At 63.6% G+C, this 11,771-nt stretch carries 9 protein-coding genes; all 9 read right to left on the reverse strand.

The genetic code is table 11. The features are described 5' to 3' along the window. Positions 1-97: 97 nt before the first annotated feature. From ACQ4MM_RS08230 to ACQ4MM_RS08270, 9 genes are read right to left on the reverse strand one after another with little or no spacing between them, the layout of a single operon-like run. Complete coding sequence (locus ACQ4MM_RS08230; RefSeq protein ID WP_431477005.1) at positions 98-1,111, reverse strand: TIGR03790 family protein; 1,014 nt, start codon at positions 1,109-1,111, stop codon at positions 98-100. Continuing rightward, positions 1,074-2,489: a mannose-1-phosphate guanylyltransferase/mannose-6-phosphate isomerase gene (locus ACQ4MM_RS08235; RefSeq protein WP_431476915.1), complete on the reverse strand. Its 1,416-nt coding sequence runs from the start codon at positions 2,487-2,489 to the stop codon at positions 1,074-1,076. Before ACQ4MM_RS08235 ends, ACQ4MM_RS08230 begins: the two co-directional genes overlap by 38 nt. Then, the gene (locus ACQ4MM_RS08240) at positions 2,486-3,640 is read right to left on the reverse strand and encodes a sugar phosphate nucleotidyltransferase (protein WP_431476916.1); all 1,155 of its coding nucleotides are present in this window, start codon (positions 3,638-3,640) and stop codon (positions 2,486-2,488) included. The genes ACQ4MM_RS08235 and ACQ4MM_RS08240 overlap by 4 nt, the downstream gene beginning before the upstream one ends. Then, positions 3,637-4,878, reverse strand: coding sequence for a glycosyltransferase family 4 protein (locus tag ACQ4MM_RS08245; protein WP_431476917.1), 1,242 nt, complete (start codon positions 4,876-4,878; stop codon positions 3,637-3,639). The genes ACQ4MM_RS08240 and ACQ4MM_RS08245 overlap by 4 nt, the downstream gene beginning before the upstream one ends. Next, a complete protein-coding gene (locus ACQ4MM_RS08250; protein ID WP_431476918.1) occupies positions 4,862-6,172 on the reverse strand; it encodes a nucleotide sugar dehydrogenase in 1,311 nt (436 codons plus the stop codon). Before ACQ4MM_RS08250 ends, ACQ4MM_RS08245 begins: the two co-directional genes overlap by 17 nt. Next, positions 6,169-8,127: a heparinase II/III domain-containing protein gene (locus ACQ4MM_RS08255; protein WP_431476919.1), complete on the reverse strand. Its 1,959-nt coding sequence runs from the start codon at positions 8,125-8,127 to the stop codon at positions 6,169-6,171. The genes ACQ4MM_RS08250 and ACQ4MM_RS08255 overlap by 4 nt, the downstream gene beginning before the upstream one ends. Beyond that, positions 8,124-9,191: a glycosyltransferase family 4 protein gene (locus tag ACQ4MM_RS08260; RefSeq protein ID WP_431476920.1), complete on the reverse strand. Its 1,068-nt coding sequence runs from the start codon at positions 9,189-9,191 to the stop codon at positions 8,124-8,126. The genes ACQ4MM_RS08255 and ACQ4MM_RS08260 overlap by 4 nt, the downstream gene beginning before the upstream one ends. Then, positions 9,188-10,534 carry a phenylacetate--CoA ligase family protein gene (locus tag ACQ4MM_RS08265; protein ID WP_431476921.1) on the reverse strand — a complete coding sequence of 449 codons (1,347 nt, stop codon included), beginning with the start codon at positions 10,532-10,534 and terminating at the stop codon, positions 9,188-9,190. The genes ACQ4MM_RS08260 and ACQ4MM_RS08265 overlap by 4 nt, the downstream gene beginning before the upstream one ends. Further along, positions 10,515-11,768 carry a glycosyltransferase family 4 protein gene (locus ACQ4MM_RS08270; protein ID WP_431476922.1) on the reverse strand — a complete coding sequence of 418 codons (1,254 nt, stop codon included), beginning with the start codon at positions 11,766-11,768 and terminating at the stop codon, positions 10,515-10,517. Before ACQ4MM_RS08270 ends, ACQ4MM_RS08265 begins: the two co-directional genes overlap by 20 nt. Between the last annotated feature and the right edge of the window lie 3 nt (positions 11,769-11,771).

Genomic DNA, 11,771 nt, shown 5'->3' on the forward strand with positions numbered 1-11,771 from the left:
ACCCCCAGAGTATCTAGCAAAAGGAATTTTTTATTGTCCTTTTGCATATTAACTGTTTGATATGACTAATTGGTGACACTGGACTAGTCCGAACGGACTAACGGGGGTATGGCCGCGCCAGCGGTTCTCCTATGAACAGGCCTTGCGCGGGCCAGGCGACGCTGCGCCAATAGGCTTCGATGGCGGTGGCGCCGCTGAGGTAATGCTGCAACAGGATTTGCGGATGGGGGAACTTCTGCCAATGATTGCAGGGCTCGCTGACCGTGCCGTAACTGGCGGTCGCGCCTGCCTCCAGCCAGCGCAGGCTGCTCATTTGCCCGCTGCCCAGCAAGTCGCCGCCGTAGGACGTCAGGTGGTCGGTCAGTGCGCCGGGCAGGAAGCGCAGCGTCTCGAGCTTGCCGACACGTGCCAGGCCGGTCTGGTAAATCATGATGTCCTGCGCCCCTTCCAGCACATCCTGCCGCAACGTATGAACGGTCAGCTTGCGCGCCGGGACCGTGCCGCTGGGCGGAAAGAAGCGCGCCCTGGTATTGCGCGCGGCTTCGCTGGTCTGCAGAAAATAGGCGCCGGCCTGCGGCACGCTGAAGCCGGCCGCCTTGCCGCGTTCCGCCACGGCGCGCGCCACGTCCAGCGGCTCGGCCGGCAACAGCATCGACAAGCGCATGCCGGCCGGCAGTGCCTGGCCATTGAAGTAGGGATTCTTGCGCCCTGGCGCGCAACTGCGTTCGCATTGCGCGGCATCGAAGCCCAGCGTATAGGCCGAAGTCAGGCTATTGCATTCGACCGCATAAGGCGCCGTCCAGGCAAACAGCACAGCGCGCGTGTCCGTGGGAAGCTGGCTGTCAATCTGGTTTTTCAAGCGCGCGAACGCATCGGCATCGAGGCGATGCGGCTTGCCGGGAATGCTGACGTGGGCGATATGCGCCGGCGCGATGCCGCGCAATTGCGCGTAGTAAGCGCCCAGCGCCACGCTGGCGGGATCGGCATCGTTGACGACCAGCCCAAGCTGGGCCGGCTGGAGCTGGGCGCGCGCCCCGGCTGCAAACAGCAGGAGCGCGGCAAAGGCGCAGCGTTTAGCCGCGATGGTAGACGTCCTCGAAGCGAACGATATCGTCCTCGCCGAGGTAGCTGCCCGACTGCACTTCGATCAGGTGCAGCGGCAGCTTGCCTGGATTCTCCAGGCGATGGCTCATGCCGATCGGGATATAGGTCGATTCGTTCTCGGTCAGCAGGGTCACCTTGTCGCCGCAGGTCACGCGCGCCGTGCCCGACACCACCACCCAGTGCTCGGCGCGATGATGGTGCATCTGCAGCGACAACTTGCCGCCCGGGTTGACGATAATGCGCTTGACCTGGAAACGGTCGCCCATGTCGATGCCCTCGTAAGAGCCCCAAGGGCGGTACACCTTGGTATGGTGCAGGTGCTCGGTGCGGCCGTTGGCCTTCAGGTGGTCCACCACCTGCTTCACGCGCTGTACGTGGTCCTTGTGCGCCACCAGCACTGCATCGGAGGTTTCCACGATCACCAGGTCCTGCACCCCGATCGCCGCCACGATGCGGCCCTCGGCGCGTACCAGGCAGTTATTCGCGTTATCGGTGTACACGTCGCCGCGCGTCACATTGCCATTGGCGTCGGACTGCAGCACGTCGACCAGCGCCGACCAGGAACCGACATCGTTCCAGCCGATCGATGCCGGCGCCACGACAGCCTGTTTGGTATGTTCCATCACCGCATAGTCGATGGAGTCGGATGGGCAGGCCGTGAAGGCTGCTTCATCGAGGCGGCAGAAATCCAGGTCGCGATAGCCTTTGCTGACCGCCTCTTCGCTCAACCTGGCCATGTCGGGCTGGAATTGCGCCAGCTCTGTCAGGAAGGCGTCGGCGCGGAACAGGAACATGCCGCTGTTCCAGAAGAAGTTTCCGGCCTCGATAAATCCCTGTGCCGTCTCGCGGTTCGGTTTCTCGACGAACTTGGCGACCTTGAAGCAGCCCTCGGCCGGCAATGGCTCGCCGCTCTGGATATAGCCGTAGCCGGTTTCCGGCGCAGTCGGCACGATGCCGAAGGTGGCCAGGGCCCCGTCCTCCACTTGGCCGGCAGCGCGTTGGATCGCGGCATAAAAAGCGTCCACGTCCTTGATCACATGGTCGGCCGGTAGCACCAGCATGACCGCCTGCGGATCGATCGCCTTCAGGTAATGCGCGGCGGCCGCCACCGCCGGTGCGGTATTGCGGCCTACCGGTTCCAGCAGGATGCCGAGCGGGCTAACGCCGATTTCGCGCATCTGTTCAGCCACCAGGAAGCGGTGCTCATTGCCGCATACCACCAGCGGCGCCATCATGCCGTTGCGGCCTCCCAGGCGCAGCACGGTTTCCTGCAACATCGTCCGGTCCGAAACCAGCGGCAGCAACTGCTTCGGCAGTGCCGCACGCGACAAGGGCCACAGCCGGGTACCGGCGCCGCCGGACAGGATGACGGGATAAATTTTCATAGTATAGTTGTCTCTTTTGCAACATTATACGCGGCACGCCGGGTCACACGGCGATCGCGCGCATTCGCCCAACCGCCGCCTTCTGCTTGCGAAATATGCTGCATTTCGCCAGCGCGGTCGACACTATACTCTTTGAACACGATCAATTCGTCGAGCGTAACGTCTGGTAAGACTCGAGTATATTCGAACAATACGCTGCGCACTACCCTTGCGCCACTGCTGATGTGGCTGCCGTGCCCAATCCAGGTCGGCCCGATGATGGTGGCGCCGGCCTCGATGCGGCAGCCGGAGCCGATATATACCGGCCCGACGATGCGGGTGCCATTCCAGTCGATGCTGGTGTTGAGGCCGACCCACACCCCCTCCTCCACCTGCACGCCGGGCACCGACATGTGCGCCACGCCGCCGGTCAGCACCCCTTGCAGCACTTCCCAGTAATCCTTGACGCTGCCGATATCGATCCAGTCGAATTTGCGCGTCTGGCAGTAGAACGGCAGGCCGCGCTGCGCCAGCAGGGGGAACAATTCGGAGCCGATATCGAACTCCTGGCCGGATGGAATCAGCTCAATCACCTCCGGCTCGAACAAATAGATGCCGGTGCTTGCGCAATTCGATTTGGCCTGCGCGCGCGAGGGCTTTTCCTGGAACTCGAGCACCCGGCCTTCCTGGTCGCTGACCACCACGCCGTAGCTGCTCACCTTATCCCACGGCACTTCGCGCGTAATGACAGTTGCCAGCGCGCCCTTGCGCCGATGCTCGTACAGCGCCGATTTCAAATCCAGGTCGATCAGCGCATCGCCGCACAGCACCGCCACGGTCTCGTCGAAGAAACCGCCGAACTCCTGGATCTTCTTGATGCCGCCGGCGGAACCGATCGGCTGCGGCACCACCTCGCCCTGGTCGTTGGTGTAGCCTTCAAAGGAATAGCCGATCTGCACGCCAAACTGGTGGCCTTCACCGAAATACTCTTCAATCTTTTCGTGCAGGTAGCTGACATTGACCATGATTTCGCTGACACCATGCCGCTGCAGGTGTTCAACCAGGTAGGCCATCACAGGCTTGCCAAGAATCGGGATCATCGGCTTGGGCAGTTCATAGGTCAAAGGGCGCACCCGCGTGCCCTTGCCGGCCGCCAGAATCATCGCTTTCATGGGTTGTCCTTTTCTAGAATCAGCTCGGGGGCCGAGTACAGGCGCTCATAAGCCGCCAGCAGCTTGGGCGCCTCATACTCCCATTCGAGCTCGTTGACCACGCGGTTGCGCCCATAGGTACCCATGCGGGCGCGCCGCTCCGGATCGTCCAGCAACTCCACAATCTTCACTGCCATGTCGACCGGGTCGTTCTTTGCCGCGTACAGCGAAGCTTCCTGCGCCGATACCCGGCCCTCGGTCAGGTCGAACTGCACGATCGGTTTGCCCAGGGCCATGTATTCCATGATCTTGTTCATGGTGGACTTGTCGTTCATCTCGTTCGCAACGTCCGGATTCACGCACACGTCGGCTGTGTTCAGCATTTCCAGCAACTGCTGGTCGGGCACGCGCCCGGTGAACGTTACGTAGTCCGCCACGCCCAGGTCGCGCGCCAGCGCCTTCATCTCCTCGAGCGAAGTGCCGCCGCCCACCAGGCCGAAATGCACGTCGCGCCGCCCCATCTCGTGCACCAGCACGCGCACGCTTTGCAGCAGCAGGTCGATGCCTTCCTGCGCCCCCATCACGCCGACATAGCCAACCAGGAAACGCCTGCCCTGCTTCAGCGCCGCCACCGGCGGCAGCACGCGCAGCCGGTCCAACTTTGGCCCGCTGCGCACCACATACACCTTGTCCGGATCCATGCCACCGCGTCCGATGGCTATCCGCTTGTACGAATCGTTGGTGGCGATCGACACGTCGGCGGTGCGGAACGACAGCCGCTCCAGCCATACCATCAGTTTGTAGAAAAAGTCGCGCCGGCCGAATTTGGCTTCATACAGTTCAGGGTTGATGTCGTGGTGGTCGAACAGGAAGCGCTTGCCCAGCACGAACTTGAAGAAACCGCCCACCAGGAACAGCAGGTCGGGCGGATTGCAGGCATGAATCACGTCGAAACCATGGCGCAACAGCACCTTCCACGCCAACCGCGAACTATGGAACAGCGCCGCCGAATATTCGATGGCATAGCCCAATGCGCCCTCGGCCTCCATCGGCAGCTTGTAGCGATAGATGTGGATGCCATCCAGTTCCTCGTAGCGCGCCTCATAGCCCTTGCCGGTCGGGCAGATGATCGCCACCTGGTAGCCGTTGGCATGCAAGGTGGTCGCCTCCTGCCATACGCGCCGGTCAAACGGCGATGGCAGGTTTTCGACGATGATCAGGACACTGCGCTGCTCCGCGCGATTACCAGCAGATGCCATCGTATGCCCCTTCGCTCTGCTTTCCTGAGACACGCACCAGGTCCACCAGGTGCTGCCCGGGCCGCAGCCTGTCCGGCACAGCATGGAATTCCGGTGCACCGTTGCCGATCACCACCGTATCCGCAAAGGCCAGCACCGCATCCATCGAGTCGACCATCAGGCGCGAGATGTGGGGAATGATATTCATGATGTAGTCCTGGTTGGCCCCTGTCAGTGCCGCCAGCTTCACATTCTTGTCGTACAGGCGCAGGTCATAGCCTTTGCCGATCAGGTGCTCGATCACGTCCACCAGCGGCGATTCGCGCAGGTCGTCGGTACCGGCCTTGAAAGAGAAACCGAGGATGCCGACTTTCTTGCCCGGCTTATCCATCACCATCTTCAAGCCCTTTTCCACCTGCTTGTGGTTGGACGGCAGGATGGCATTCAGCAGCGGCAGTTCCAGGTCGAGCTGGCGCGCCTTGTAGATCAGCGCGCGCACGTCCTTCGGCAGGCAGGAGCCGCCGAAGGCAAAGCCCGGCTTCATATAGTAAGGCGAGAGATTGAGCTTGGTGTCCTTGCAGAAGATCTCCATCACCTCGTGGCCGTCGATGCCGACCGCCTTGCAGATATTCCCGATCTCGTTGGCGAAATCGACCTTCAGCGCGTGCCAGGTATTGTCGGTGTACTTCACCATTTCCGCCGTTTCGACGTCGGTGCGAACCACCGGCGCATCCATGTCGGCATACAGTTGCAGCAGCAGATCGCCGGAGCGTTCGTCGGTCTCGCCGATCACCGTCTTCGGCGGATGGTGGTAGTCATGCACCGCCGTGCCTTCACGCAGGAATTCAGGATTGCTGCACACGCCGAAATCGATGCCCGCGCGCTTCCCAGACGCCTCCTCCAGCGTTGGAATCACCAGCGAGCGCATGGAGCCCGGCAGCATGGTGCTGCGCGCCACCACCACGTGGAAAGACTCCTTCTCGCGCAGCGCATGGCCGATCTGTTCGCACACCTTGCGCACCGCGCTCAGGTCAAGGTTGCCGTTCATTTGCGATGGCGTGCCGACGCATACCAGCGAAATTTCGCTCGACATCACCGCATCGCGCACGCTGTCGGTGGCGCGCAAGCGCTGCTCGCGAACCGCGCCTGCAATCATCTCGCCGATATCCTTTTCAATGATCGGCGTACGTCCCTCGTTGATCAGCCCAACCTTGGTGCGGTTCGGATCGACCCCGATCACCGTATGGCCTTCTGCCGCCAGGCAGCCTGCCGAAACTGCACCTACGTAGCCCATGCCAAAGATACTGATCTTCACGATGACGCTCCTTCCAGTAAGGTAATTTCGGTCACGATGGTGCTGCTGCCGCGTATCGTTCCGCGCCACGCTGCTGTCGTGATGCCAGCTTTGCTGTCAAAGCTGCGCGAGATCCATCCCGCGATTGGCGCCGTGCTGGCGCAATGGAGTTGCGACCCATTCCCGAAATGGCATGACATGTGCAAACCCTTATCGCGCTTGGCGATATGCAAAGCTTGCCCAACCTTTTCGGCATGGCAGCCTTCTGCAAAATGCCAGTGCAGGGCTACCTCGTGCTCACCAGAACATTCTAGGATATCTTCAACAATCACCGCGTTCCGTTTGGAATCGAAACGAATGATGCGGCGATGCATGACAGGATCGCGCAAGCGCATATAACCGTCTTGTTTTCCCTCAAAGAAATGAGTCGATTCATGCGACAACGCGACAGCAGTGGCCTTGCGCAGCCACATGAAGTTGCCGCCAATTTCCGACTGATCCAAGCCATCAAGCTGCACCGTGTTGTGCGCGGCGGTGCTGCGGAAGTAATCGCGCCACTGGCGATGCGTGTGATAGGCATAGGTGCCCGGATCGACCAGCATTTCCTGGCCACCCATCGAGAGCGTGAATGCCAGCGCATCGGCATGTCCGTGCGCCGCCAGCGAGAGATAGCCTAGCGGGCCGCAATCGACCACGATGCGCACTTCCTGCGGCGTGCCGAAGTCTCTTCCGAGCAGGTAGTAGCCACCCTGCGGAAAAGCGGTGCGCGGCGTCTCCCGTTCGCCGGCCGCCGGCGGCGGCAACGCCGCCCAGCGCGTATCGGCCTGCGCGAACAGCCAGCGGTTGCGATCATCCAGCGCGCCGGCCTTGGCCTTGAAGTCGGCGCGCTCGAACAGCAGCGCGGCGCTGGCCAGCAGGGACCGGTACGGGGGCGCAGCCGATGCATCGAGGCGCAGCATGCGGGCATCGTCGGCATCGCCGGTCATCGGCACATTGCCGCCCACGTCCATCACGGCCGCAAGAAATTCCGCCATACGCTCCAGGCGCGCCAGCCATTCGGCCGGGAAGCTGGCGCCGTTGGCCCGAGCCGCAAGCTGGCATAGCAGCATCATGTCCATCACCTCGTGGTGATAGTAAATCGCTTGCTCCTTGTTGACGCCATCTTCCCAGTTCTGCTGCAAGCCCTGCTCGACCAGGCCACGTTCAGCCGTGGCGCGCCAGCGCGCGCTCTCCGGCCAGCAAGGCCATTGCAGGCTGGCGAGGTACAAGCCCATATACTCGCCGAGCAGATGATTATTGGCCGACGAGTGACGCGACAGATGGTGGCTGATGAAGTGGCAATGCTTGTAGACCGCGTTGAGCCAGCGATGGCGCCAATCGTCGTCAAGGCTGCCGGCCAGCAGCTGCCAGGCGGCCGACCAGTTCAACAGGCGCACGCCAAGTTCCAGTGAACTGGCCCAGTGCACGCCTTGTGGATAGGGACATTGATCGAGCCAGGAAATGAGCAGCGTGCGCGCGCCGTCCCGGTATTTGCGCTCACCGGAACAGCGCCAGGCCTGCGCCAGCGTCACCAGTTCCAGGTGCCGGCTCGGCTCCCACAGGTACTTGATATCGCCCACCAGCGAAGCGTCGCGGTAATCGATTGACGGGCCAGGCGCCATCGGTGCCGTGGTCCCGCGGCGCGGATCACGGTTCCATTGCGGCGGAAAGCCCAACGGCGCGCCTTGCAGCGCAAACACATTCCAGCGCCCCGCCAGCAGCGCATCCGCCTCCATGCACAGCGCAGCGGCGTCGACCTCTTCTGGCGTGGCGACAAAGGCGGCGCCAAAGCGGTCCAGCGCCGGCACCGGCGGATAGCTCGCCAGCCCGAGTCCCATCGCGGCAGCTTTGCGGCGCGCCAGCTGGCGCACGCGCCACAGCACTTCGGCAGGCCCCATCAGTTTGAGGCGGTTGATTTTCCAGGCCAGTGCAGTCATTGCGGCAAGAATCCCAATTCGCGATACAGCCGCTCAACCCGCGGCAACACGGCGTCGCTGCTGAAGGTGGATTCCACCTTGCGCCGCGCCGCCTCCCCCATGCGCCTCGCCAGCGCATCGTCTTCCAGCAACTGCACCAGCCGCGCAGCCAGCGCATCGACATCGCCCGGTTCAACCAGGAAGCCCTCCACACCATCGGCCACCGCCTCCGGAATGCCGCCGACCGGCGTGGCCAGCACCGGCAAGCCGGCCGCCATCGCTTCCAGCACGCTCATTGGCAAGCCCTCGTTGTACGAGGGCAGCGCATACAATGACGCCAGCGCCAGTTGCTGCTGGCGGCTTTCCGCGCCGACCCAGCCAAGCAAATTGATGTGGCCGGCAATGCCCAGTTGCGCCGCACACTCGCGTACCGCATCGAGTTCGCCATCACCGCCCAGCCGTAATTCCAGCGCCGCCACCTGCGGCGCCACCCGTGCTACAGCCTGCAGCAGGTCGTAACTGCCCTTGCGCCGCCCCAGCCGCCCCAGGGACAGCACGGCACCGCGCCGCCGCTGCTCCCACGAACTGGCGGCCGGCAGCAGCACCGGGTTGTATATCGCCTCGACATGCGGATTGCGCGACATGCCCTCCACCCAGCATCGCCAGGCCTCGGACAGCACCACCACCCTCGTGCTGCGGTCGAAAATGAAGCGCACGAAGCGCTGGCGCCAGGGGCCGCACTCCTCGCCATAGAACACCGCAAACTCCGCGCCATGCAAGTGCAGGATCGCCGGCACGCGCGCCGCGAACGCCAGCAGGAAAAAGCCGGACTTGCGCCAGAAGCTTGCTCGGGAAGCCAGGTGCACATGCACCAGCCCGACCTGCCCGCGCATCAGCATCGCGGCGAATGCCGCGTAGGCAGCCAGCATCACGCGCAGCTTGCGCCAAGTACTGCCATCGCAATGCGTGGCCAGGTAGCGCACACCGAAGCGCCGCAGCATGCCGGCTTGCTGATAGACCCTGACCACGGACGCGATGCCACCCATGGTGTCCATCCCGGTCCCGAGCATCACAATGGTTTTCATGAGCGGCGTCCATCCTTCCATTCATTGACCACCCAGCGGAACTTGCCCGCCGCCGTATTCGGCAGGTCGTCGCACAGCACGATCTTCACCTGCACCGTCGCATCGACCAGGTGGCGAATGTTGTGCAGCAGCTTGTCCTGGTCGGCCTGCGAGAACCGGACATCCGGCACCAGGCGCAATTCCCACGCGCCGGGCCCCACCTGCGCCACCTGCGACTTGCGCACGTGCTCGACGCCCTTGAATGCAAAGGTCAGCACGGAAGGACTGATTTCGGAACCATCGCCTCCGGTGATGCGGTCTTCCAGCTTGCCCGTGACCGGCTCGATCATCGGAAACGGCCGGCCGCACAGGCAGTGCCCATGCTTCCAGCGCGTGCGGTCGCTCAAGCGGTAGCGCACCAGCGGCATCGCCAGGTTATGCAGGGTGGTGCCAACCACATGGCCATAGCCGTCGGTTGGCTCGCCATGCTCGTCGAGGATCTCGACGTGCGAATAATCAGGATTGATGTGCATCGAGCCGTACTCGCATTGCGTCGCAAAGGCCACCCGCTCCGCCATGCCGTACATGTCCATGATCTTTCCCGCCAGGCGCTCGCGAATCAGCTCCTGCTGGTGCGGGTACAGCGGCTCGGAGGCCGTGAACAGGTGCGGGATAGCCAAGCTCATGCCGCGCCGTTCCAGGTGCTGCGCCAGCGTATAGGCGGTGGACGGATATGCCTGCATCATGACCGGCGCAAAATCGCGCAGCTTCTGGATGATCGGATCGACGCATTGATCGGTCAGGTGGCGGGAAGAGAGCAACAGCTGCCGGTTGTAGCGGTTCTCGAACCAGAACGGCGGGCGCTGCTGGTCCAGTCCCGCCACCATGTCGCCGCGCAGCGTGGCGCGCGGCATGCCGTCGACATAGCCGGCCCAGGTCCAGTGGCGCTTGATGAAGGCCTGCTCCATCTGCACCGACTGCAGGCTGCGGATGATCACCAGCGGCGTACCCGTGGTCCCGCTGGTCTTCCCCATCGCCTGCCACGGGCGCTTGGAGCCACCATTCGGATACAGCGCCAGTGGATGCTCCAGCAAGGTCGTCTTGTCGACAATCGGGAACAGCTCGCGCAAGACGTGGCGCGCCTCGACTGGCGAGAAATCGGTGGTCATATGCGCGTAGTACGGCAGCTTGTCGATGGCGGCCTGCAGGCTGCGGTGCAGCAGCCGGTCGCCCAGCACCTTCAGCGCGTAATCGTCCATCAACTCGTGCCGCCGCAGGCGCTGCACCAGGCGCTGGCTCAACGCATTGTCGCGCACCAGGGCGCGGCCGCCGTACAGGAACTCTTTACGCAATTCGGCCAGCATGATCGCCTCCCACCAGGTTCTGATAGCGCTGCGCCACCGCTTCTCCCAGCACACGGTAGCTGCGCGCTGCTTCGATGTAGGCCGGGCCCGCCGCCGCACGCACGCGCGCCGCCTGCGGATCGCGCAAGATGGCCAGCAAGCCTTCGGCCATGGCCTGCGGCGTGCTCGCCGCCAGCCAGCCGGCGTCGCTTGCCGCCAGCACCGCTGCCTGGTCCGGAATGTCGTTGCCGACACAGGGCATGCCCAGCGCCAGGTACTCCAGCAACTTGGTCGGCGAGCTGACGTCGTACAGCGCGCCGCGCGGCACGTACGAGATGGCCGCTTGCGCCCCCAGCAGGTATTCCCAGGCTTGCGCCGGCGCCAGCCAACCGGTGACCTGTACCGCATTCTCCAGTCCCCGCTCGCGCGCCGCGGCGAGCAATCGCGGCACGTCGCCCGGCTGCGGCGAGCTGCCGATCAGGAGCAGGCTGGCATCCGGCAGTTCACGCCGCACCAGCTGCAGCGCATCGAGCACGCGCTCCAGGCCGCGTGCCCGGTCCAGCGTGCCAAGGTAGGCCACCACCGGCCGCTGTTCCCAACCGTTCCAGGGCCGTGCCGGCGGCCGCCCTTCCGACCGTGTCACCGCCTCCATGTCGACCCCCATCGGCACCGCGCTGATGCGCCCAGCCGGCACGCCATGCCGCGCCACCAGGCTTGCCATCGCTTCGCTTTGCACGAACACATGGTCGGCACGCGGCAACAGCACGCGGTACAGCAGCCAGCGTTCGGTGCGCCCTTTTGCCAGGACCAGGCGCGCCCTCAGCCTGCGCCAGCCGTGCTTCCGCGGCAGCCGCGCCAGTTCGTCTTGCGCGCGCTCGATGCGTCCTTCGCTCATCAGGTATGACAGCCAGTACATCATCGGCAATCCCTTCATGCGCGCCACCAGCCATGCCAGCAAGCCAATGCTGACCATGTCGCGCACCTGCACAGCATCGTAGGTGCGGCGGTTGGCGCCGAGCAAGGCGCGCAGGCACAGCCAGAGGAAAGACAGCTCCGCTTTCCAGCGCGCACCGGCTCGTGCCCGCCGTGAAGAGGCGAAGCCTTGGTTATCGGCCGGCGCCGCGCTGCCTTTGCCAACCAGGTGGCATTGCACGCCATGGCGCGGCAGGTATTTTCCAAACAGGGTCGCCACGTCGGCACGAAAAGTCGGCAACGGTTCCGGCACCAACTGCAAGATGCGTACTTGGCGAACCATGCT

The sequence above is a fragment of the Massilia eburnea genome, from assembly GCF_050709955.1.
Classification (GTDB): Bacteria; Pseudomonadota; Gammaproteobacteria; order Burkholderiales; family Burkholderiaceae_D; genus Rugamonas; species Rugamonas eburnea_A.

Excerpts from the sequence above, each read along its gene's own strand:
- ACQ4MM_RS08235 (WP_431476915.1), bottom strand. The coding sequence starts at position 2,489 with ATGAAAATTTATCCCGTCATCCTGTCCGGCGGCGCCGGTACCCGGCTG.
- ACQ4MM_RS08240 (WP_431476916.1), bottom strand. The coding sequence starts at position 3,640 with ATGAAAGCGATGATTCTGGCGGCCGGCAAGGGCACGCGGGTGCGCCCT.
- ACQ4MM_RS08245 (WP_431476917.1), bottom strand. The coding sequence starts at position 4,878 with ATGGCATCTGCTGGTAATCGCGCGGAGCAGCGCAGTGTCCTGATCATC.
- ACQ4MM_RS08255 (WP_431476919.1), bottom strand. The coding sequence starts at position 8,127 with ATGACTGCACTGGCCTGGAAAATCAACCGCCTCAAACTGATGGGGCCT.
- ACQ4MM_RS08260 (WP_431476920.1), bottom strand. The coding sequence starts at position 9,191 with ATGAAAACCATTGTGATGCTCGGGACCGGGATGGACACCATGGGTGGC.
- ACQ4MM_RS08265 (WP_431476921.1), bottom strand. The coding sequence starts at position 10,534 with ATGCTGGCCGAATTGCGTAAAGAGTTCCTGTACGGCGGCCGCGCCCTG.
- ACQ4MM_RS08270 (WP_431476922.1), bottom strand. The coding sequence starts at position 11,768 with ATGGTTCGCCAAGTACGCATCTTGCAGTTGGTGCCGGAACCGTTGCCG.